This is a genomic window from Selenomonas ruminantium AC2024 (assembly GCF_000687995.1).
GTDB classification, from domain to species: Bacteria; Bacillota; Negativicutes; order Selenomonadales; family Selenomonadaceae; genus Selenomonas_A; species Selenomonas_A ruminantium_B.
Genome location: NZ_JIAC01000001.1, coordinates 151,625 through 177,038, shown reverse-complemented (window position 1 = coordinate 177,038; position 25,414 = coordinate 151,625). Strand labels below are relative to the sequence as shown.

General features: G+C 48.4%; 14 protein-coding genes. All 14 read left to right on the top strand.

All coding sequences use genetic code 11. The annotated features are described in order from the left end of the window. Positions 1-7: 7 nt before the first annotated feature. The 14 genes from P157_RS0100740 (at position 8) to P157_RS0100675 (ending at position 25,409) form a co-directional block, all read left to right on the top strand. Complete coding sequence (locus P157_RS0100740; RefSeq protein WP_026759325.1) at positions 8-787, top strand: histidinol-phosphatase HisJ family protein; 780 nt, start codon at positions 8-10, stop codon at positions 785-787. A 79-nt stretch (positions 788-866) separates the two neighbouring features. Continuing rightward, positions 867-1,004: a six-cysteine ranthipeptide SCIFF gene (gene scfA, locus P157_RS15050; RefSeq protein ID WP_072000135.1), complete on the top strand. Its 138-nt coding sequence runs from the start codon at positions 867-869 to the stop codon at positions 1,002-1,004. A gap of 69 nt (positions 1,005-1,073) precedes the next feature. Next, positions 1,074-2,474 (top strand): thioether cross-link-forming SCIFF peptide maturase, encoded by a 1,401-nt coding sequence (scfB, locus tag P157_RS0100730; protein WP_026759324.1) that lies wholly within the window; start codon positions 1,074-1,076, stop codon positions 2,472-2,474. 344 nt (positions 2,475-2,818) lie between these two features. Continuing rightward, positions 2,819-3,829, top strand: a complete 1,011-nt coding sequence (gene gap / locus P157_RS0100725; protein WP_014425549.1) for a type I glyceraldehyde-3-phosphate dehydrogenase — start codon at positions 2,819-2,821, stop codon at positions 3,827-3,829. A 96-nt stretch (positions 3,830-3,925) separates the two neighbouring features. Continuing rightward, entirely contained in the window at positions 3,926-5,119 is a 1,194-nt protein-coding gene (locus tag P157_RS0100720; RefSeq protein ID WP_026759323.1) for a phosphoglycerate kinase, read from the top strand. 269 nt (positions 5,120-5,388) lie between these two features. Then, positions 5,389-6,138: a triose-phosphate isomerase gene (gene tpiA / locus P157_RS0100715; RefSeq protein WP_026759322.1), complete on the top strand. Its 750-nt coding sequence runs from the start codon at positions 5,389-5,391 to the stop codon at positions 6,136-6,138. Between the two features lie 32 nt (positions 6,139-6,170). Continuing rightward, the gene (gene gpmI / locus P157_RS0100710; protein ID WP_026759321.1) at positions 6,171-7,700 is read left to right on the top strand and encodes a 2,3-bisphosphoglycerate-independent phosphoglycerate mutase; all 1,530 of its coding nucleotides are present in this window, start codon (positions 6,171-6,173) and stop codon (positions 7,698-7,700) included. 129 nt (positions 7,701-7,829) lie between these two features. Then, positions 7,830-8,522 (top strand): iron-sulfur cluster assembly scaffold protein, encoded by a 693-nt coding sequence (locus P157_RS0100705; protein ID WP_026759320.1) that lies wholly within the window; start codon positions 7,830-7,832, stop codon positions 8,520-8,522. A gap of 148 nt (positions 8,523-8,670) precedes the next feature. Beyond that, the gene (locus P157_RS0100700) at positions 8,671-9,672 is read left to right on the top strand and encodes a GGGtGRT protein (RefSeq protein WP_026759319.1); all 1,002 of its coding nucleotides are present in this window, start codon (positions 8,671-8,673) and stop codon (positions 9,670-9,672) included. Positions 9,673-9,814: 142 nt separating this feature from the next. Beyond that, positions 9,815-11,584, top strand: a complete 1,770-nt coding sequence (locus P157_RS15045) for a flagellin (protein ID WP_072000134.1) — start codon at positions 9,815-9,817, stop codon at positions 11,582-11,584. A 172-nt stretch (positions 11,585-11,756) separates the two neighbouring features. Beyond that, a complete protein-coding gene (locus P157_RS15220) occupies positions 11,757-13,547 on the top strand; it encodes a flagellinolysin (RefSeq protein WP_080695352.1) in 1,791 nt (596 codons plus the stop codon). A 57-nt stretch (positions 13,548-13,604) separates the two neighbouring features. Beyond that, on the top strand, positions 13,605-15,374 hold the full coding sequence (locus P157_RS0100685; protein WP_026759318.1) for a flagellin: 1,770 nt from the start codon (positions 13,605-13,607) through the stop codon (positions 15,372-15,374). Between the two features lie 196 nt (positions 15,375-15,570). Further along, on the top strand, positions 15,571-16,884 hold the full coding sequence (locus tag P157_RS0100680; protein WP_026759317.1) for a flagellin: 1,314 nt from the start codon (positions 15,571-15,573) through the stop codon (positions 16,882-16,884). Between the two features lie 170 nt (positions 16,885-17,054). Beyond that, positions 17,055-25,409, top strand: a complete 8,355-nt coding sequence (locus tag P157_RS0100675) for a beta strand repeat-containing protein (protein ID WP_026759316.1) — start codon at positions 17,055-17,057, stop codon at positions 25,407-25,409. Positions 25,410-25,414 lie beyond the last annotated feature (5 nt).

Sequence of the window (25,414 nt, the reverse complement as noted above, 5' to 3'; positions counted from 1 at the left end):
TGCGACCATGATATTTGACAGCCATATACACACTGCGTTTTCCGCCGATTCAGAGATGAAGGCAGAGGAGGCTCTGGCAGCTGCTGAGAAGCAGGGCGTTGGTCTTGTCTTTACAGAGCATCTGGACGCTGATTATACGAGCAAGGAAGGCAAAGTCTTTTCCTTTAACCCGGATGTTTACTGGCAGACCTACAGCCAGTTGCGGGGCGATAATCTGCGGCTGGGCGTGGAAATCGGCATGCGGGAGCGTACCCGCGAGGTAAGTGTGGAATTTTCCCAGCGGGTGCCGTTTGATTTCATTATCTGCTCCCAGCATATGGTGGATGATATGGACATCTACTATCCCGACTACTATGAGGGAAAGGATAAGCAGACGGCCTACCATCGCTATCTCGTGCAGATGGCGGAAAATCTCAGGACGCATAGCTTTGCTCATGCGCTGGGTCATATCGACTATATCTGCCGCTATGCGCCCTATGATGACCCGGAACTTTACTATCGGGAATTTGCCGATGAAATCGATGCGGTGCTCAAGACGGCTATCGACCATGAGGTGGTCATGGAAATCAACACCCGCCGTCTGGGGGCGAAGGACGCATTGGAAAACCTTATGCCCATCTACAAACGCTATCAGGAAATGGGCGGCCGCTTCGTGACTCTGGGCTCCGATGCCCATAGTGCGGAAGCAGTCGGTGCGCATTTGCTTTTGGCTTATGACTTTGCCGAGAGCCTCAAGCTCACGCCGGTTACCTTTCAGCAGCGGCAGATGGTGAATTGTCAGAAATAATTTTGCAATCTCCTTGTGTTATGCCAGAAAAAACGGTATAATACATAGGAGATTCTATTTTTGATAGGAGGGCTACATGATGAAACACATCAAGACGGTCAACAAACCTTCTCTGCAGAAGACCCTGAAGACGGGTGGCTGCGGCGAATGCCAGGCTTCCTGCCAGTCCGCTTGCAAGACTTCCTGCACTGTGGGCAACCAGGTTTGCGAAAAGTAAGCAATTGCTTTAATTACGGGCCTTCCCTTTGGGGAGGGCTTTTTACATTTAGGAAAGTTAGGAGTTACAATGAAAGCCAAAATTCATAAATTCGTGCAAAACGGTACCTATATATTGCTCGACATCAACAGCGGTGCGGTGCACGTTATCGATAAAATGATTTACGACATCATGGACACCTTTGACGGGGAAAATGATGCGGCTGTAATCGCTGCACTGCAGGACAGCTACAAGAAAGAAGACCTGGCAGAAGCGCTGGACGAACTTCATGCGCTGATGGACGCTGGGGAACTCTTTGCCCCGGATATCGATGTGCCTCCTACCTTCAAGCAGAAGGGCCTCGTAAAATCCCTGTGCCTGATGATTGCTCAGGATTGCAACCTGCGCTGCAAATACTGCTTTGGCGACGGCGGCAGCTACGGTCAGGAACGTGCCATCATGAGTCCGGAAACCGGCATGAAAGCCGTTGACTTCCTTATAAAGAGCAGCGGCCCCAGAAAGCATCTCGAAATGGACTTTTTCGGCGGCGAACCTCTCATCAATATGAAGACAGTCAAGGCCGTGACCGAATACGCCCGCAAGCGCGAGCAGGAAACGGGCAAGAAGTTCAAGCTGACGCTGACGACCAATGGCCTCTTATTAAATGATGAAAACATCAAGTGGCTCAACGACAATGACTTCTCCCTCGTGCTGTCCCTCGATGGCCGCAAGGAAGTCCATGACGCCATGCGTCCGGATGTGGGCGGCAATGGTTCCTATGATAGAGCCATCAAGAACTTCCACAAGTGCCTCGATTCCCGTAAGGGCGGCGACTGGGATTACCGCGGTGTCTACACCTACCTGCGCGGCACCTATACGAAGAACAATATGGACTTCACCGATGATGTGCTCTCCATGAATGATGAAGGCTTTGATATCCTGTCCATGGAACCGGTGGTCTTGAAGGACAGCCCGCTGGGCTTTACCGAGGAAGACCTGCCCCGCATCTATGCCGAGTACGACAAGCTGACTGAAGCCTATATGAAGCGCCATCGTGAGGGCAAAGGTTTCTTCTTCTTCCATTTCAATATGGACCTTTCTAATGGCCCCTGCGTGGCTAAGCGCCTCTCGGGCTGCGGTGCCGGTCACGAATACTTCGCTGTGGCCGAAAACGGCGACCTCTATCCCTGCCATCAGTTCGTTGGCCGTGAAGGTTACCGCTTAGGTTCTTTGGACGAAGGCGTGACGGATACAAAGCTGCCGCAGTACTTCCGCGAAAGCCATGTGCTCAACAAGGAAAAATGCCGCGACTGCTGGTCCCGTTTCTTCTGTTCCGGCGGCTGCCATGCCAACGCCGACCTGTTCCACGGCGATATCCGCAAGCCTTACGAAGTGGGCTGCGAAATCCAGAAGAAACGTCTGGAGTGTGCCATCTATGTTCAGGCTATGCTCGAACTGGAAAAGCTCGAAAAAGAAGACGAACTCGCATAAATCATAAACAAAATTTATCGTATATGAGCCTTCCCCTTTGAGGGGAAGGGGGACCGCGCAGCGGTGGATGAGGTGTTTCTCGCAGAAATCTGTCACCTCATCCGTCACCCTGACGGGTGCCACCTTCCCCTCAAGGGGAAGGCTTTTTTTATTATTATCGCACATCGTTTGCTCCGAAAAACTCTTGTTATATCGTTGTTACGAATTTTTTGAAAAAAATCTCCGCGATTCATTGAATAATTGCTCTAATTTATGATAAAAAGATTGACATTTGCGGGGGAGTTATTGTATTATAGTCTCTGTAAGAACTGAAACTTCTAAAAAATTTAGGGGGTATTTTTCAAATGGCAGTAAAAGTTGCTATCAATGGTTTTGGCCGTATTGGCCGTCTCGCTTTCCGTCAGATGTTCGATGCAGAGGGTTATGAAGTAGTTGCAATCAACGACCTCACGAGCCCGAAAATGCTCGCACACCTGCTCAAGTATGATTCCACGCAGGGTAAGTACAAGTACGCTGACAAGGTAGAGGCTGGCGAAGACAGCATCACCGTTAACGGCAAAGAAATCAAAATCTACGCTGAAAAGGATGCAAAAGACATTCCTTGGGGCAAGCATGATGTAGACGTAGTTCTCGAATGCACTGGTTTCTACACTTCCAAAGAAAAAGCTTCTGCACACCTGGCTGCAGGCGCTAAGAAAGTTGTTATCTCCGCTCCGGCTGGTAACGACCTCCCGACTATCGTATACAACGTTAACCATGAAACCCTGACGAAGGAAGACAAGGTTATCTCCGCTGCATCCTGCACGACGAACTGCCTTGCTCCGATGGCTAAGGCTCTGAACGACCTGGCTCCGATTCAGTCCGGTATCATGTGCACGATTCACGCTTACACTGGCGACCAGATGACTCTGGATGGCCCGCAGCGTAAAGGCGACCTCCGTCGCAGCCGTGCAGCAGCTTGCAACATCGTTCCGAACTCCACGGGTGCTGCTAAAGCTATCGGCCTCGTAATTCCTGAACTGAAGGGCAAACTGATCGGTGCTGCACAGCGCGTTCCGACCCCGACTGGTTCCACGACGATCCTCAACGCTGTTGTTAAGGGCGACGTTACGGTTGAACAGATCAACGCTCAGATGAAGAAGGAAGCTACGGAATCCTTCGGTTACAACGAAGAAGAAATCGTATCCAGCGATATCGTTGGCATGCGTTTCGGTTCCCTGTTCGATGCTACGCAGACGATGGTTAACCCCGTTGAAGGTGGCACGCAGGTACAGGTTGTATCCTGGTACGACAACGAAAACAGCTACACGAGCCAGATGGTTCGTACCATCAAATACTTCGCTGAACTCGGCTAATTATTTGATTTCGTAACTGAATACGACGAAGATCTATTGAGGTCCGGCCTGGCAAACTTGGGCCGGGCCTCAATTTATTGTTTTGGAGGTTTATAAATGGATAAGAAAACCCTGAAAGATATTGACGTCAAGGGCAAAAAAGTATTTGTCCGCGTTGACTACAACGTTCCGTTCGATGAAAATCAGAACATCACCAATGACACCCGTATGGTTCGCACGCTGCCGACCATCAACTACCTGCTCGATAACGGCGCTGCTGTTATCCTGGCTTGCCACATCGGCCGTCCGACCGAAGCTCGTGAGCCGCAGTTCTCCACGAAGCACCTCGTTGCACATCTGTCCGAACTCCTCGGCAAAGATGTAAAATGGGCTTCTGACTGCGTAGGCGAAGTTGCTGAAAAAGCTGCTGCTGACCTCAAGGCTGGCGAAGTTCTGCTTCTCGAAAACCTCCGTTATCACAAGGCTGAAAAGAAGAACGACCCCGAATTTGCAAAACAGCTGGCTAGCCTCGCTGACGTTGCTGTTGACGATGCTTTCGGTGTATCCCACCGCGGCCATGCTTCCAACGCTGGTATTGCTCAGTACGTGGAAGTTGTTGCCGGTTTCCTCATGGAAAAAGAAATCAACTACATCGGCAAGACTCTGGAAGCTCCGCAGCATCCGTTCGTTGCCATCATCGGCGGCGCTAAGGTTTCTGATAAAATCGGCGTAATCAGCAACATGATTGAAAAGGTTGACAAAATCATCATCGGCGGCGGCATGGCTCATACCTTCGACGCAGCTAAAGGCCTGCCCATCGGTGCATCCCTCTGCGAACCGGACAAGTACGACCTGGCTCGTGAACTGCTCAAGAAAGCAGAAGAAAAGGGCGTAGAAGTAATTCTGCCGGTTGACCTCGTTATCGCTGATAAATTCGCTGCAGATGCCAACACCCAGACTGTTGACGTGGACAAAGTTCCCGATGGCTGGCAGGCACTCGATTCTGGCGTGAAGACCTCCGAAAAATACGTGGAAGCACTCAAAGGCGCTAAGACGGTTGTTTGGAACGGTCCTATGGGCGTATTCGAATTCGACGCTTTCGCTAAAGGCACCCTGGCTGTGGCTGAAGCTGTTGCTAAGGCAACGGACGAAGGCGCTATCTCCATCGTTGGCGGTGGTGACTCCGTAGCAGCTCTCAAGAAGACTGGCCTCACCGATAAGATTTCCCACGTTTCCACCGGTGGCGGTGCAACGCTGGAATTCCTCGAAGGCAAAGAAATGCCGGGCGTAGCAGCAATCGCTGATAAATAAGTAAGTGGTGATACTTTTCTTTGGCGCAAAGAAAAGTATCCAAATACCCTAACGGGCACAGGCGAAAACACGGACTGAAATCCCATCACGGGATTTACGTCCGCCTGCGCCCTTCCTTGGGCGCTGGGCAACGAGTACGCGTTATCTTTTTGAGACGAAAGAAAAAGCCTTCCCCTATGGGGAAGGTGCCCCCGCAGGGGGCGGATGAGGTGGCGATGTAAGCTATCTTATCAATTTAAAATTAAAAATTAAATTGGGAGGCTATAAAAATGGCTAGAACTCCGATTATTGCAGGCAACTGGAAAATGAACAACACGATTAAGGAAGGCGTTGAGCTCGTAAAGGCTCTGGCTCCTCTCGTTAAGGACGCTACGGTAGACGTTGTGGTTTGCCCAACGGCTACGGCTCTTTCCTCCGTTTGTGAAGCAGTAAAAGGCACCAACATCCATGTTGGCGCACAGAACGTACATTGGGAAGCAAAAGGTGCTTTCACGGGCGAAATCTCCACGGGTATGCTCAACGAAATCGGCGTAGATTACGTTGTCCTTGGCCACAGCGAACGCCGTGACTACTTCGGTGAAACGGATGAAGGCGTAAACAAGCGCGCTCGTGCTGCTTTTGCTGCTGGCATCACCCCGATCATCTGCTGCGGTGAAAGCCTCGAAATCCGTGAAGCTGGCACTTACATCGACCATGTAGTTGCTCAGATTAACGCTGCTCTCGAAGGCTTCCAGGCTAGCGAAGTTGCAAAACTCGTTATTGCTTATGAACCGATCTGGGCTATCGGCACGGGCAAGACGGCTACCTTTGACCAGGCTGAAGAAGTCTGCAAAGCTATCCGCGAAGCTGTTGCTAAGAAATTCGACCAGACGGCAGCTGACGCTATCCGCATCCAGTACGGCGGCAGCGTAAAACCGGCTACGATTAAAGACCTTATGCAGCAGCCGAATGTTGACGGTGCTCTCGTAGGCGGCGCTTCCCTGAAGGCTGAAGACTTCAGCGCTATCGTTAACTTCTAATCTGTGTTTCTTAGAAGGAGCATATAAAAAACATGGCAACTCTTAAAAATGCACCGGTGGCCCTCATCATCATGGATGGCTGCGGCCTCGGTGATAAAACCGACAAGAACAACGCTGTACAGGTAGCTAACACTCCTGTTCTCGACGGACTCCTTGCCAAGTATAAGACCAGCCAGCTGCAGGCTTCCGGCGAATTCGTCGGCCTGCCGGATGGTCAGATGGGTAACTCCGAAGTTGGTCATACCAACATCGGTGCCGGCCGCATCATCTATCAGCAGCTGACCCGCATCACCCGCGACATCAAGAACGGCGACTTCTTCAAGAACGAAGCTCTCCTTTCCATCGTCAACGGCGTGAAAGAAAAGAACGGCGCCCTGCACCTCATGGGCCTCGTTTCCCCGGGTGGCGTGCACAGCCATCAGGATCACCTCTATGCACTGCTCGAAATGGCTAAGAAAGAGGGCATCAAGGAAGTTTATGTACATGCTTTCCTCGATGGCCGTGATGTACCGCCTCAGAGCGCACAGCCTTTCCTCGAAGAACTCGAGGCAAAGTGCAAAGAAATCGGTGCTGGCTGCATTGCAACCGTCAGCGGCCGTTACTACGCTATGGACCGCGACAACCGTTGGGAACGCGTAGTCAAGGCTTATGAAGCCATCACCCATGCAGAAGGCGTAAGCGCTGATTCTGCAGTAGCCGGCCTCAAGGCAAGCTACGACAACGATGTAAACGATGAATTCGTTGTGCCGTTCGTAGTCAAAGGCTACGAAGGCATGAAGAATGGCGACGGCGCTATCTTCTTCAACTTCCGTCCAGACCGTGCCCGTCAGCTCACGCATTCCTTCGTGGATGAAATCTTTGACGGTTTCGAACGCGACGAAGATTTGAAGATTCCGTTCGCTACCTTCTCCCAGTACGAAGACGGCATGAACGCTCTCGTAGCTTTCCCGCCGGAATCCATCAACAACACGCTGGGCGAAATCATCCAGAACAAGGGCATGACCCAGCTGCGCATTGCCGAAACCGAGAAGTACGCACATGTAACGTTCTTCTTCAACGGCGGCGTGGAAGAACCCTACAAGGGTGAAGACCGCATCCTCGTTCCGTCCCCGAAGGTTGCAACCTACGACCTCCAGCCGGAAATGAGCGCTGTGGAAGTTACGGATAAAGTAGTAGAAGCCATCAAATCCGGCAAATACGACTTCATCATCCTCAACTATGCAAACTGCGACATGGTTGGTCATACCGGCGTATTCCCGGCTGTAATCAAGGCTGTGGAAACGGTAGACACCTGTGTTGGCCGTTTCGTAGACGCCATCCGCGAAGTTGGCGGCGAGGTCTGCATCACCGCTGACCACGGCAACGCCGACAAGATGATGGACTACGACAACGATCAGCCCTTCACCAAACATACCACCAATCCGGTACCGTTCATCGTGGTATCCGACCGCGTTAAGTCCGTTAAGGACGGCGCCCTCTGCGATATCGCACCGACTCTCCTCACGCTGGCAGGCGTAGAGATTCCGGCCGAAATGACGGGCAAGAACCTGGTGGAACTCTAAACAGCAGGACAGAGGCAAGCTCCCTTGAGCAAGGAGCCCCCGTGAATTCTCACGGGGGCATGCTAGCCCCTTGCCAAAGGCAAGACCTCTAGTGTTATATTTTAGAAAAAGAGAGGAATACGAACAATGATTGCTTATTCACAAAAAGTGGAAGACATGGCATGCGTAGCCCAGGAAGTACACCATGGTGCTGCTCCCATTCCTGAAGAAGGCAAATGGGTAAAATCCAAGAACGTACAGGACATCAGCGGCCTGACGCACGGCATTGGCTGGTGCGCTCCGCAGCAGGGTGCCTGCAAATTGACCCTGAACGTTAAGGACGGCATCATCCAGGAAGCTCTCGTAGAAACCATCGGTTGCTCCGGTATGACTCATTCCGCAGCAATGGCAGCAGAAATCCTGCCGGGCCTCACGGTTCTCGAAGCCCTGAACACTGACCTCGTGTGCGATGCCATCAACACCGCTATGCGCGAACTCTTCCTGCAGATTGCTTATGGCCGTTCCCAGACTGCATTCTCCGATGACGGTCTGCCCATCGGCGCTGGCCTCGATGACCTTGGTAAAGGTCTGCGCAGCCAGACGGGTACGCTCTACAGCACGCTCAAGAAGGGTCCCCGTTACCTCGAACTTGCAGAAGGCTATGTAACGAAACTCGGTCTGGACAGCGAAAACCGCGTAATCGGTTACGAAGTTGTTCAGCTCGGCAAAGTTATGGAAGCTGTACGTGCCGGCAAAGATGCTAACGAAGCCATCAAAGCCAACACCAGCACCAAAGGCCGTTTCGCTGACGCTGTTAAGACGATTGACCCGCGCGAAGAATAAGATCGACCACTCAGCCTTCCCCTTAGGGGGCGACGAAGTCGCGGGAGTCCAGTGGACTCCCCGGACGTGGCAGCCCAAAGGGCTGCCGGATGAGGTGGAAAAACATTTTTTCGTAACGTCACTGTAAGAATAGAGAGGAATGAATAGAATGTCATTATTCGAAGGCTATGAACGCCGTATTGACCAGATTAATGAAGTTTGCAAAAAGTATGGTATTGCTTCCATCGAAGAAGCAAAGACCATCTGCGATGAAAAAGGCGTAAAAGCTTACGACATCGTAGGCGACCTGCAGCCGATCGCATTCGAAAATGCAAAATGGGCTTACACCCTCGGTGCTGCTATCGCAATCAAGAAGGGCTGCACGGCTGCTGCTGATGCTGCCAAAGCTATCGGCGAAGGCCTCCAGGCTTTCTGCGTACCGGGTTCCGTTGCTGACCATCGTAAAGTAGGTCTCGGCCATGGTAACCTCGGCGCTATGCTTTTGTCCGAAGAAGCTGGCTGCTTCGCATTCCTGGCTGGTCACGAATCCTTCGCAGCTGCTGAAGGTGCTATCGGTATCGCTCAGACGGCTAACAAAGTTCGTAAGAACCCCCTGCGCGTTATCCTGAACGGCCTCGGCAAAGACGCTGCTCAGATCATCAGCCGCATCAATGGTTTCACTTTCGTTGAAACCGAATACGATTTCAAGGCTGACAAAGTAAACGTAGTGAAGGAAATCGCTTACAGCGATGGCCTCCGCTCCAAGGTTCGCTGCTACGGTGCTGAATCCGTACAGGAAGGCGTTGCCATCATGAAACTGGAGAAAGTTGACATCTCCATCACTGGTAACTCCACGAACCCGACCCGCTTCCAGCATCCGGTTGCAGGCTGCTACAAGAAAGACTGCATCGAAAACGGCAAGAAGTACTTCTCCGTTGCTTCCGGCGGCGGCACGGGCCGTACGCTCCATCCGGACAACATGGCTGCTGGCCCGGCTTCCTATGGTATGACCGACACCATGGGTCGTATGCACGGCGATGCCCAGTTCGCAGGTTCCTCCTCCGTACCGGCACACGTTGACATGATGGGCCTCATCGGCGCCGGCAACAACCCGATGGTTGGTATGACCGTTGCTGTTGCTGTTGCTGTACAGGAAGCTATGAGCAAATAATATATAGCACAATTATTAAGCGCAAGTCCTTTTGTGGAGGACTTGTGCTTTTTTTATTTAGAAAAGTATTTAAGAAATATACCCTTTTTACGATAACATATATAAGGAGGGTGTTGCCCAGTATCTTCAAGGAGGAAGAGTCATGTCAATGGTGATTAAGAACAACAAGGAGGCCATAAATGCCTTAAATACCCTTAACCAAAATGCAGATGCTTTGAGCAAAAGCCTGCAGAAGGTATCCACAGGGATGAAAATCAATGGCGCTGCTGATGATGTTTCAGGCTATGCGATCAGCGAGCGCATGCGTGTGCAGCTGCGCAGTCTGGAAGCGGACATTGCTAATACACAAAACGCTACAAGTCTGCTGAAAACAGCGGAAGGTGCGGTATCTTCAACAGTGGATATACTAAAAACATTCAAAGAAAAAGCAATTAACGCCGCTAATGATACCAACACAGACAATGACCGTGCCACCATTCAAAAGGAACTTAACCAATATATGTCGCAGATTGAAGATAATGCTGCGGCGACCTTCAATGGCAAGCGTCTCTTAGATGGCACGCAGGGGCATGGTATCGCCGCAGACCCCTGGGATGCTATGGCCTCGTTTATGAGTTTTCTGGATAATGCTGACACGGCTACAGCACAGGAGGCGCTGGACGGTGCTATAAAATATGTATCCGGCGGCATGTTTGAAAATGAAACAGCATTGATAAATACTTTTATCAATGACATAACCAACGACGGTCTGGCGGCCTGCGGCATAGTCCTGGACAATGATGATACCGGGGCTATTACCGGTAAGGATGCGCGAAATGAAGTTGTCAAGACCGCGGAAAGCGTTGTGCCGGAAAAGCATTATCCCTATGGTGGGGATCCTACAGGGGGAACGTCCCGTATTCGCGGCCTGACCGTAAATTGGCCGGATTCCGTAAACTCTGATGTGGAAAGAGCTATCCTGGGAGCTTTAGATAATCCCTGGCTGCAAAATTGTATAGACCTTATTGATGAATCCTATGCCTTGAATTTTTGGGAAAAGGGCACTTCTGTTCGTACAATGGATGTAAAATTGGCCAATGAAGGTCAAAATGGGACATTGGCCTATGTTACTAGCAGCATTTCAGGCGGAGTGACTACGGGGCTTAGTATGACCATCAATATGGACTATTATTCTTCACTGGACGTAAACGACTGGAATGGTAAAGCTTCAGGTGGAGCGGGGTATCTCGATCGCACCATTGCCCATGAGATGGTACATGCTTTGATGTCGGCTAATATCAAAAACTTTAGTAACCTGCCTAAATACATAAAGGAAGGGGCTGCTGAAGTGGTACATGGTATTGATGATTTTCGTAGAAGCACTATTGCCAGTCTGGCCAGTGACCCAGATGCTTTAAAAAATGTTTTACAGGATTCAGCATCTGCTTCCGGTGATGAGGCTTATGCTGCCGGCTATATGATTCTCCGTTATCTGGCCAAACAGTCTGCCGATGGCGAGCCGGAAAAAAATCTGGTCTTTCAGACAGGCACGAAGGCTAATCAAAGTATGCGAGTGGGCCTGGCCGATATGCGGTGTATCGCCTTGGGGCTCGCGAAGTCAGACGGCACTAAGGTCAGCGTTGCTACTCAGGAACTGGCCAACTCAGCGATTACGGTTATTGACCGGGCTATTGGCCGGGCACTTAAACAGCAGACACTTATTGGTGCAATGGAAAGCCGCTTGGAATTTACTGCTGCCAACCTGACCACCGCCCATGAAAACGTAACTTCTTCCGAAAGCGTAATCCGCGATGCGGATATGGCCAAGGAGATGACCGGCTATACCAAAAACAACGTACTCATGCAGGCCGCCCAGTCCATGCTGGCACAGGCCAACCAAAACAGTAGTGGGGTACTGAGTTTGCTGCAATAAAGCCGTTTTATAATAAGTAGCCGCCCTAAAATTAAACTCAATATTAAAGGCTCAAGTAACAAAAAAGACTTGTACTTTTTTGGTGTATACAACCAAATTTAAGTTTTTTTGTATATGTACGATATAGTATATGATAGAGTGGATAGCCCTTGTGTACATGGAGGTATACGTTATGGCAATGGTTATAAAAAATAATATGGCCGCGCAAATGACTTTAGGCGAACTGAATAAAAATAACAATAAGTTGTCAAAATCGCTCAAAAAAGTATCGACGGGGATGAAAATCAACGGCGCTGCTGATGACGCATCTGGCTATGCAATTTCGGAGCGTATGCGTGTGCAGGTGCGTGGCCTCAATCAGGACATAGATAACACCCAGAGCGCTATCAGCATGATGAAGACGGCGGAGGGCGCGATTTCTTCAACGGTGGATATCTTAAAGACCATGAAGGAAAAGGCCATCAATGCGGCAAACGATACGAACACAGATGCTGACCGGGCGACTATTCAAAAGGAACTAGATCAGGCTATTGACCAGGTCGATGACAATGCCAGTATTACCTTCAATAATAAGATTCTCTTCGACGGCTCAGCTGATGCAGCTGATAGTGCGGAACAGCGCATAATCAAGGCTCTCAACAGCGAATGGCTGGACAGCGCCCTGTCTATGGCGAAAGAAGCCTACGGTCTGTCGTTTCAGGAAGATGAAACGAGTGTCAGGGAAATTGAGGTTAAGTTTGAAAATAGCGGTACGGGTAGTGGTTCAGGCGGCACGACCAAATTGGCTTATGTAACATCTTCTTCTGTAGGTGGCGTAACGAATAAACTGGAGCTTACCATCAACCTGGATGTCTATAATACATTGGCCGAGCATGATGTAAACGGTAAGACGAATGGTTATCCTTATCTTGACCGCACAATTGCTCATGAGATGACTCATGCGGTCATGGCGGCTAATATCAAGGATTTCGGCACATTGGCTCAAAGTGCCATGTATATCACAGAAGGTGCAGCGGATTATATCCATGGTATTGATGACTGGTCGGATAGAATGACTGTATTGACAGCTCTTACGCCAAATGATGTCGACACGAAGTTTGCTAGTACGAGCGGTGTGGATCCATATGCTATGGGCTATGCCTTTTTCCACTATCTCAATGCCAAGAGCGGCCACGATGGACATATGATTGAGCGATTTATGAAAGTACTCGATGAGAAAGGTGGAGGGGCGCTCGATGAGGCGGTAGCTGCGGCTTCAAAGGGGGGCTTTTCCTCTGCAGCGGCAGCTATTGCTGGCTTTAAGCAGGATTTGACCGATTATACGGCGACTGGACATACAACTAAGGAGTTCTTGAAGGAATTCTGTGATATTGACGCTGATAACAAGTTCGATACTGGTTCCGCATTGGGCGCTAAGTCTTGGAAGGGTGAAAACGCCAATGCTGAGCAGGTGGTTATCGAAGGCATGTCGCCGAACTTTTGGTTCTATCCAGGCAGCGATACCTCGTTGATTCAAGGCCTCACAGTGAAATGGCCATCCTACACGCGCCCAGATGGCGGCTTTCGTTTTCAAGTGGGAACCAAGGCCAACCAGAATATTTTGGCGCAGTTCTCGGATATTCATGCCACGGCTTTAGGCCTGCGCAGTGACGATGGCAAGAATATCAGTGTCCAGACCAGAGCAGAGGCACGACGTACGATGACGGTCTTGGATAGATCCTTGCAAAAGGCTCTTGATCAGCAGACGACTATTGGTGCATTGCAAAGTCGTATGGAGTATACATCCAATAACCTCACCACGGCTAGTGAGAACGTCCAGGCTAGTGAAAGCACTATCCGTGATGCCAACATGGCCAAGGAAATGACGGAATACACCAAGAGCAACGTGCTGATGCAAGCCGCCCAGTCCATGCTGGCCCAGGCCAACCAAAGCAGCAGTTCGGTATTGAGTCTGCTACAATAGTTTTCCATTGGAAGAAGTATGATCGAGAGTTTTACATAGGAAGAAGGGATTATTCTTATGGCTATGACAATCATGAACAATAGTGGAGCCATGATGGCTTTGGGACAAGCGAAAAAAAACGATACCTCCTTGGGTAAACAGTTGAAAAAAGTCTCTTCCGGTATGAAAATTAATGGTGCTGGTGATGACGCAGCTGGATATTCGATTTCTGAGCGTATGCGAGTTCGTATTCGAGGATTGTATCAATGCGATGACAATACAAAAACAGGCTTTAACATGCTGAATCTTGCTTCACAGGCGATTAACGAACAGGTTCAGGTTATGCAGAAACTCAAGGAAAATGCCCTGAAGGCATCGGATGATACATACTCTCAAGTAGATAGAGATATTCTGCAAAGTGAGTCCGACCATCTGATGGACGAACTTGATGCGATAGCGTATGGTACAAATTACAACGGAATTTCGCTTTTGGATGGGAAAGAAAGGGGGAAAGAAAGTTTTAAGTTTGATTCCAGTGGGCCACCAAAGAATAATGCATTCCCACTTGTAGCAGGAACCAACATGGTGCCAACGATGAGCGTACCGCCGGTTCAGGCGCATGATTTAGATACATATAGGGTAGTAACGCCGACGACACGATTGTATGACCCCAACAATAATGGAGCACTATTCACATCGACACCACCTGTGGGCACACAGGTCTGGCTTGAGCCACCGACAACCAATGCGCAGGGGCAGACGGTAAATCCGTCCTATACGGCAACCTTAGGAACGGAACCAGGATCGGGAAATTTGGCAGCTTACGGTACGCCAAGTGGCAAGAATGCTTTTCCCCTTGACTATTCTACGTTTACGGGAGCTATACCAGCGGATTTTAATCAGGAGGGATTTGCACTTTGTTGTACGGCATGTAATCAGTTCATTAACGTCATATTTGATGAGACGGCACCAGCAGGAAATCTTGATCGTCAGAATGATAAAGGAAATATTGCATTGCTGGTGGGAATTGGCGGTACATCAACAACAGCTGATATTAATCAGGCTATGTGGACGGCTCTTTCTTCGCATTATCCTACTTCAGGTAATACGATAAAAATTAGGGATGGACATGATATCGATTTTACACGTTTTCCTAACGGGGCAGGGGGCTTTGATTATGTGATGTTTCGCCCAAGTTCTAGTGATGACAGAAATTCAGGTGGTGCCAGCTTGGGGAGTCATCTTGCAGTTTACGATGGAGTCAAAGGAAGTTTACAGGATACTTCGTTAATGAAACCGGAAAAAAAGATGGTGGTTCAAGGGGATACGAAAGGCTCCTTGGATACGCGTTTCATGCTTCCGAATACGACGGTTTCGGTGCTGTTTCCTAGTGATGAAAGCCGTTGGCAGCTGGACCCGGAGGAAGAGGATTATCCCAAGGATGATGAATGGTCTTCTGACTATTCGAATCTGCCCATGGAAGAAAAGCGGCTGAAATGGCGTAATGAAGTCTGGCCTTATACGAAAAAAGGGGCAGGGCGGGATGGCAGCAACCTGCGGACTCGGCAGATGGCAGAGAAATTCTTGGATGATATCGATCAGGCGATGAAATATCTGTTGGCTTCGAATACTACGGTGGGGGCACAGTTGCAACGGTTGGAGGCAATGAATTCCAATCTGGTAACCAATCATGAAAATACGCAGGCCGCAGAGAGTACAATCCGCGATGCAAACATGGCCAAGGAAATGACAGGCTATACCAAAGCGAACATACTGACCCAGTCGGCACAGGCTATGCTGGCACAGGCTAATCAGAATAGCAGCAATGTATTGAGTTTGCTGCAATAAACAAGAGGAAGAACAAGCGCAAGGAAAAACAGCGCTTGTTCTTTTTTGGCCTTTGAAAAAAATTTTTGGATAGGACTTAAGAAAAACTATTCTTTGTACGATATAAGAAATAGCAGATAGAATGATATTTATGTCGAGGAGGATATGGATATCATGTTGAGCATAATAGTCGCGAAGAACAAGGAGGTTGGCCACAATGGCTATGGTAGTGAAGAATAACATGTCAGCGAAGAATACGCTGAACCAACTGGACAAGAATGATAAGGCGCTGGCCAAGAGTCTGAAGAAGGCTGCATCAGGGATGAAAATCAATAGTGCTGGCGATGACGCTTCGGGGTATTCGATTTCTGAGCGTATGGATACCCAGCTAAGATCGCTGAATCAGGACGATATCAATACGCAGAATGCTAATAGCCTCTTGAAAACCGCTGAAGGCGCAGTGGCATCTACGCTGGATATCTTGAAGACACTCAAAGAAAAGGCTATCAATGCGGCCAACGATACCAATACGGATGCGGATAGAGCCGTTATGCAGAAAGAGTTCAATCAGGCGGTTGACCAGATTGATGACAATGCTAACGTGACCTTTAATAGCCAGACTTTGGTAGATGGCTCCCAAAACCATCGGGTAAATGCACCGGGCACGGTGACTTCTCTATCAAATGAGAATTTACATGAGGGGACGAAGTACAATGCCCTGCTTACATCTTTGACTGACCATAATGATAATAGCTTGGATATTTCCACATCGGATATAGTCACGATATCCTATGTGAAGAATTGTAAGACCTATACATATTCCCAGCAGGTCAAAAATTTGCGGATTAATCAGTTGTTTTCCAATAATACGATTGGCGCTGCTGATATAAAACTGAGAACCCCGGTAAATAATACCGTAGGGACAGATGAGTTTGGTCAGACGGTGACGACTGCTTCCGGGCGTACGGCAATTACCTTCCAAGCAAAACATGAGGGAGTGGATGGGCAAATAGCTGGTTTGACGATTACATTTACGGATTCTAAGGGCGTAGCAAAACAGAAAGCCAATGCTGTGTTCAACGATTTCAAGGAAACGGTTCGTGCCCAAGATCCATCGGATGATAATTCGTTAGTGATCCAGACTGGAACCAAGGCAAATCAGTCTGTAAAGGTTGGCTTGTCTGATATGCGTTCGGTAGCCTTGGGATTGCGCGCAAAGGATGGTACGGTATTGAGCATTGAAACACAGGTCAATGCCAATGCAGCTATAAATGTATTAGACAATGCAGTACAGAAGGTGCTGAATCAACAAACGACGATTGGGGCGCTGGGGAGTCGTATGGAATATACTTCGGCAAATTTGGTAACAGCCAGTGAAAACACCCAGTCTTCGGAGTCGGTTATCTGTGATGCCAATATGGCACAGGAGATGACTGAGTATACCAAGAACAATGTGCTGAAACAGGCAGCCCAGTCCATGTTGGCTCAGGCTAATCAGAGCAGCAGTTCTGTGTTGAGTTTGCTTCAATAAGATGAAAGACGCTAAATAGAAAAAGTCCTTCTTGTGATTGCTGTTCATAAGAGGGGCTTTTTTCACAATTCTTTTCGGGTGGGGCTAAAGGCCTATTGAAAAGGTGATTTTTTTCTTTATAATAGCAAAAAGATGTATTTGGGATAGATCAAGGGAATGAGGTTTTGAAAATGAAACGGCTGTCCAAAGAAGAGAAATTAACGAGTCAGGTCGGTTTAGCATTGATGACCGGTATGTTTATGGCAGTACCGGTCACTTATGGTGCGCCTGTTCATGATGCTGCCTCCGCTTATAATACCATAGCTCAGACTGCCATTGATCAGACGGGGATTACGACTGCAGGTGGGGTCAAGACTGCGATAACGGGGGCCCCAGGGGATAATGTAATTGCCTGGAAAGACTTTTCGGTAGGAGCGAAAGATGAAGTCGTATTTGACAATGGTGTCCAGACGAATAATTATTTGAACGTTGTCACGGGGGCGGCAACATCTCAAATTGATGGCGCTATTTCGGGGGGCAAAAATGTCTACCTCGTCAATCCTAATGGTGTCATCTTTGGCAAGGATGCATCGGTTAATGTTGGGGCGCTCTATGTTTCAACAGAGGATGTTGCATCTGCTGTAAATGCGAAAGCCAATATGGGGACGAACCCGTCTGCCGTATTGCAGGCAGGTACACCTAATGCTGATGTGGTAAATCTCGGCTCGATTCAGGCATCTAAAGTGCAGGTAGAAGGTACCAATATCCGCTTCATTGATTCGGCCAAGGTAACGACCAATGGTTCGACGGCGAATACCAATGTAGTGCTCAATGCGAAACTTATCCAAAAAGATGCAAATAATAATGATGTAAATGTGGGCTATGCGCATGTGGGCAATACTGCTGGAACCAGTGCGGGGTATACTGGCACAAATTTGACGGATAATTATAAGCTTATAAGCACGCCAGCTGACTTGAAGGCAGCTGCTAATGCAGTGAATGGCGGCGCTACGACCAATAATTACATGTTGGCTGATCATATTGACATGACTGGTGTGACGGATTTTACCCCTATTGGTACTGGGAATAGCTATGCTGGTAAATTCGATGGCATGTTCTATACAATTTCCAACCTTAGTATAAATGCACCAGGCAGTGTTGGTTTATTTGGCAATGTGGATGGTGGTTCAGCCTATAATGCGCGTATTGAAAATCTTGGGATTGTTAATTCCACCATTAGTTCAACGAATGAAAATGCAGGTGCGATTGCCGGTACCGTAAATAATGTATTGATTCAAAATGTTTATGGAGAAGGCAATGTTGTCGGTGATGGGAATACTGCGATTGCAGGAGGGCTTGTAGGGCATGCTGGTGATAATGGAACGGATGTGGCCTATAATGTCGAGATTAGCAATGCATATAACACCAGTAATGTGTATGGTGCAGAAACAGGTGGTATTGTAGGTGTGGCAGGTTTTGGGGTCAAGATACATGATGCGTATAATACGAATAGCACGCCCCAGCATGGTATTGCGGGATTATCGGTAACAGAAGGTGCAGGTACGAATGAGCCGTCAATTGTACGCGTTTATACGACACAGGGAGATGTGTCTACTGATCCACAGTTGGAAACAGGAAGCGTTATTGGGAATTTTACCGATTTAAATACCTATACGGCTGCGGGCTGGAACAGCGGAACGGATATCAGTAGTGATGGTACGACCAAAACTACCTGGCGTATTTATGAAGGCGTCGATACCCCCATTCTTACGGCCTTCTTAAAGGGCACGGCAACAGCTGAGTATAATTACAATTATTTTGCGAATTCCACAGATACGACAGCTACGAGCAATGGTCTTACGCTAGCAGGCGGTCTTTCGGGCCAAAATAGCGGGACAGATATCACGGCAATTTATAATGCGCAGTATTTGAAGGTGGCTAATTCGACCAAGACGGGTGCAGGTACAGCTGCTGATGTTACGCTTACCAGTAATGCGGACAGCAGTGATATTACGGTAAATACCGCAGGTATTCGCAATGTCAATGGAAATAACTTGCCCCAAGCGCTGATTTCTTCTGGTCAGCATGGCTATAATATCGTGGGCGGCAATGCCATCATCAACAAGCGTACGGTAGCGGCTCAGAGTGGGACGTTTACGATTACCAAGGAATACGATGGTACTGCTGATGGCACAGAGGCCTTTGGCCAGGCGTTATCGGGGAGCAGTGGCAATGTTTCGTTTGGCGGCTTGCTATCTGGCGATGATGTTCAGCTGTCGGGGGTTACGGCTACTTATAAGAATAGCGCCAATCAGAATGATGGCAATGTTGGCTATGGAAAAACTGTTGCCGTTACGGTAGGCAGTTCGCCGGGACTGTCTGGGAGTTCTGCGGGCAATTATACGCTGGATGCTTCCAGCTTGACGAATCTTTCCGTTATTGGAGATATCACGCCGCGCACTCTTTACGTCAAGCTAAAGCAGACCTCTGGGTTTGGTAAGACGTATGATGGCACAACAGCGGTTACCGATAGCAATGCAGCGGCTGGTACCAATGTTGAGATTGATTTGACCAAAGGGGATACTCATAAGTTTGTAGGACAAGAGACTGGGACACTGGATACCAGTGCCACGTTAATTGCATATAATGATAAACATGCTGCTAATAATAAAACTATTGACTATACGAAAATTGCTTTGACCGGGACGAAAGCGCAAAATTATATGCTGGTGGTAGAAAATTCTAGCAGTGCTACTGGCTATGATGTGCTTTATGATGGCTATGCTAATCGCAATAATACGGCGGCTAATCGCGTTTATGGTACGGGAAGTTTGCAGGCCACAGGGACAATCAGTCAGCGTGCCATCGACCCAACTTCGTTCCAGGTTAAGGATGCACAGGGCAATATTGCCAATGGTTCGAAAACGTATAATGGGACAAGTGGGTTTAATTCCACGGGGTATACGCTGGTGGCCAATGCAACAAGCACGGGCAATACTGGCGTGGTGAATGGTGATAACATTATTTTCAGCATTGTCAATGGACAGGCTAATTTCCAGGATGCCAGTGGTCAAAATACCAGCAGTGCAACTGCATCGGGGCTGTCTGATGCAGCTACGCAGATTGGGTATTCGATTACGGCCGCTGCTGGCAATAGTACAACATGGCTTAGCGACTATACCCTGAAAGGAAGTACGCTTTCCAGTACGGGCTCCTATACCGTCAGTGGGAAAGGTGAGATAAAGAAAAGGGCCATTAATGTGGCGGTTACGCAACCCAATACGGTTTCCCTAGACAAGACCTATGATTCTACGCAAGCGGTTAATGATGCAAAAGCGTCTGTTTTTGGCACGGGCGGTTATGTAGACTATGCCAGTGGTTCGGATTCATTGACTGGCAATGATGGTGTAACCATGCAAGTATCGGCTGCATACGATAGTAAGAATGCCGGTAACCGTACAATTGATTACACGGCAACGCTCAATGGAACAAATGCGGCGAACTATGACCTGAATAATACGGGCACGATTACCGTTAAAATGCTGGGGACAAATACGGGCGCAACAGGTAAAATTTCGCAGCTGAATCTGGGTTCGACTTTTGCCGTGCAGAAGAAGACCTATGATGGAACCACCAATGTGCCAGGACTTACGGGAAACGCAGACTTAACCAGTGCACTGACTGGAGTACTGGGCACTGATACGGTTAAATTGCAGGGCAATGCAGCCTATCATAGCAAAAATGTCAAAGGCGATGCCAATGGACAGAACTGGATTGATTATACGAATCTGATATTGTCAGGCACCGATGCGGGCAACTATACGATTGCTTCCTCGGCTACGGGAGCAGGTACCATTACGGCCAAGGCACTGGGCGCCGGTGATTTCACGTATACCTTTGCGCCGATATCCAAGGAATATGATGGTACGCAGGCATTGAGTAATGCTGGTTCTTATATTACGGGCGTTACGGTTAAAGGTACTGGAGATGTATTCAAAGGTACGGTGGGCGGACAGCAGGTAGACTATACCCGCAACGTTAGTGGTACCTTTGCCAGCAAGGACAGTCAGAATCAAGCTAATCAGAATGTGACCTATTCGGTGACTGTTATAGATGATGGTTCAGGAAACTACACGCTTCCGACTACAGGTATTGTGGATCCAACCACGGCTACAGGAAAGATTACGCCTAAGACTGTTATTGCCGACATTGCCAATACGGCGTTGTCTAATACCACTAAGACTTATGATGCTACAACGGACCTTATTGATGGTCAGGGAAATGTATTAACCGGCGATAAGGTTATCACCTTTAAAGACGTGAATGGCAATGCCGGTCTGGTTAGTGGTGACAGCAATGCGTCCACGGCGGCCTATAAGGATCAGAATGGCGTAGCGGCTAAAGATTCCTATGCTGGTACGAAAGATATTTATTATACTGCGGCGATCACAACGACTGATCAGTCTAACTATAATATTGTGGACAGTAATCAGCAGGCCATTACAGCGCCAATGACTGGTACAGGAATCATTAACAAACGGGTACTGACGGTAAACTTTGGCAAGACGGAGAAGACCTATGATGGTACGGCTGATGTGGCCAAGGATGCGCAGCATATAATTCCCACTCTGGGTAATGATGCTGGTGATGGTGTAGCGCTTGATGTTACGAAGATTACAGGCCAGTATACTGGTCGTACCAACAATGCAGATGTGGGGGATAATCTTGACGTGTCTTATAGCAATCTGCAGCAGTCTTTGGCTGGGAACTATAGTAGTACCAACCCCACGTTGGGGACTTTTGCCGATAACTATACGATAGCGAATACGGCTACGGGCAAGGGAAAAATCTCGACTTTAAGCCTGACGAATCAGAATTTCAAATTTGACTTTAAGACCATTACCAAGGAATATGATGGCTCGCAGAATGTGGCTTATACGGATCGTAGCGGCAATGCGGTTACAGCGGAGAGCTTTATCAACAATCATTATGTTGATATGGATGGCGATAATCAGTATACGGCAGGTAAAGATGTGCTTTTGCAGGGCATTACAGCAACTTCGGCAATTTATGCCGGATCGGATAGTAATAACAGCACACCGCAGAACGTTACTTATTCGCTGACTTTAGGAAATAATCTTAGCAATTTTAATACTAGCGGCCTGACGAATATGACGATGGGCTGGGGGAGCCTTTCCTATAATAATGGCGTACTGACAGCTAATACGACCGGTACGATTACGCCACGTGCGGTTTATGCTTCTCTGGGCAATTATGTGCCGACCAAGACGTATGATGGCAATACGAATATTCCACAGAGTATTCAGCAGAATGTGGAGAATAATGTCAGCCTCAATGGTCTGTTGGGCACAGATGGTGTGACGCTGAATACGGCGGCTATTAATGCAGCCTATGGCGGTTCAGATGCAGGTTCGCAAAATGTAATCTATAATGTCCAGCTTACTGACGGTAATACTGGCAAGCTCAGCAATTATGTACTGACTGGGACTGGCACCAATTATACTCCAACATCAGCCAGTCAGGGAACGCTGACTGGCACAGGTTCCATCAACAAGGCACCTTTGACCATCAGCTTTGGCGATGTGTCCAAGGAATATGATGGGAGTGCTACTGTTCTTCAGAATAAGATTGCGGCAACATTGTCTGGTTTTGTCAATGGTGAGAGCGATGCAGGGGCTGCCACGGCGCTCAATCAGCAGATCACAGGCACTTATGGTACCTGGGATGCCACCAATGGTGTGCAAGGGGATGCCAATGTCAATCGGCAGACTCCGTATGTTCCGAATGAGACCTATGGTTATAAGGGGGTAGTTTATCAGAATATCAATGGGACATTAAATAGCTATGTGCAAGGCAATAGCACAGCTGCGGCGCGAAACTATTACATTGACCTCACGGGGACTGCCAACGCCGATGCTTCTGGCAATACGGTAGCAGGTACTGTTGCTGATACGCTGTATTTTAAGGAAGCAGCTCAGAAAGGGTATATCAAACCTTTGGCTCTGTCAGCTAGCGCTATCCAAGAGCGATGGGTAGGCCCGATTACGAAGGAATATGATGGCGATGCATATGTCAAAAATGCCAATGGATTGTTGACGGATTATCTGAAACTGGAAGCTACTGTGTCTCCAAATGGAAACACGCAAACCATCAATATACCTTATACGGTACTGGCAACTAATGCTACCTATAACGGTAGTGGTAATGGTATCGATGGTAAGGACGTAAGCACCAGTAATAATGGCGTAACCTATAAGCTTAGCGGTCTTACAGCGCAGGCAATGGGGAACTTTGTAATCAAACAGACGGATGCAGACCTCTTTGATATTAGCAAGGGGGGAGCTAGGGCTACGATTAATTCGGCCAATTCTGCGACCCCGCCGACCACTTCCATCACGCCAAAAGTTATTGGTACGGGCCTTAATCAAACCACAGGTATTGACAGGGTCTATAATGCTAAGGATACGGCGGACAAGGCCAATGCTTACTATAATGTAGGTGATATTTTGACCGTTGATCAAGGCACGGTGAATGTGACGGTGACGGATGCTTATTATGCGGATAAGACGACTGGCAGCCGTAAGCAGGATGCCAGTGCTATGCCTGGTAAGGGTACTGGGAGCTATGATGTCAAGTACACGTATACCCTTTCGGGGACTGGTTCTAGTAATTATACGCTGGCTACGGCCACGAATGGCGGTACGCAGTATACGTTGACCCTTTCGGGGACAGGCGATATCCTGAAACGCAGGGTTAATGTAACATTTGGGCAGGGGAATACGGGCATAGATAAGCATTATGATGGCAATACCAGTGTAGATAATGCCTATACGGCTTCCAGCCGATTCGTACTTTCGCAGGAAAAGGGAGATACTGGTATCCTGCAGGCTGAGCAGAATATGGTACAGTTGGCAAATAATATCAGTGCGGCGTATCAGTACAAGGATGTTCAGCGCCAGGGAGATGGGCAGGTAACGACGCAGAAGGTTACCTTTAGTAATTTCAATCCGGACGGCACAGGTAAGGATAACTATTATCTGACAACAGAGGATGGCACAGGACAGTTGATAGGCACAGGAAAGATCACCCCGTTGACCATTGGCGTGTCGATAAAGAATGCCCCGACCAAGGAGTATGATGGCACAACAGCGCTTAGCAACGCTTACAACACAGATGCAAATATCAATGTAAATACTGCGAACCTGGTTAATGGCGATACCATCAATGTTGGTGTAGTATCGGCTGATTATGCAGACAAGAATGCGGCTAGCGGTACGAAGGTTTATACCTATGGCCTGAATTGGGACAATGGCAACTATGACCTAAGCGTACAGTCCACTGCTAATGGTGAGACGATGCAGGTAACAGGCTATGCGAATGGCAAAGTTACTGGTTCTCTCAGTGGCACAAATGGTTCCATTACGCCACGCACGCTGACGGTGCAGTCGGTGAAGAATGCGGATAAGGAATATGACGGGACTACTGCTGTGGTAAATGCTGCGTATAATGTGGATCTTGGTAATATTGTTAATGGTGATAGCGTCGGTCTGGTGGCTAACGGCCAGTATGATGATGCTAATGCCAGCGCTAGTGATATCAGTGCTGCTCCTGTAGTGCAGAATGTCAATTACACATTGAAACTTACTAATGGGAACTATCAGTTGGCACAGAATACGGCACAGGGCAAAGGTACGATTCGCCGCAAGGGGCTTGCAATTGTCGCAGACCCTGTATCCATTAATGCTGGTGAGGCCATGCCGGTGTTTACCGGTAAGGTGACGGGCTTTGTAAATGGTGAGCGGGATAATTACACCGCATTCATTAACGGTCTTATTTACAAGACTAAAGATGGTGTTTCCAACACTACTCCGGGTAGTTATGGTGTATATGGTTGGTACATGGGCAAGAAGAATGGTCTGGTGGGGCGGAATTACATTTTCGACCAGTCGGCAGCTAATGATAGTGCTTTAACAATCAACTATGTCAATACCCATATGGGGAATCCCGATACCAAAATTACGCCGAACAATAATGTTTACAATCAGATTTCCAAGGATATGAATAGTGGTTTTGGTGATAACGGAGTGGCGGCCATTGAGTATCAGGACAAAGGAGGCAAAGTTCTTGCCAGGGAAAACATCGACAGTGGTGAAATTCACAGTTCAGGTCTAAAGATGGGCACCGACGCTGGTGATATGTCCAACCGAGACAAGGGTGCATCCAATATTGGTATTGTGGGCGGTGATATCGTCAATATGGAAGGTGTGGATGCAGCAGGCAGTGCGAATATTGAAGTGTCTGGTAGTGGTACTACGGTAAATCTGGAAGTGGTAGACATTACCAATGCGGATAACAAGCAGAGATCAGCCGGCATTGAAATTATGGAGGAAAAGAAGGATATTTTAGGGGAAGAGGCGAAAGATAAGAAGGAAAAAGAAAGTGAAATTGCCATTAAATCCAGCAGTGGAGCTCATGAAGATGAAATCGAGCTGAAGGTGGAGTCGGATGGTGTAAACGTAGCTTGATTATT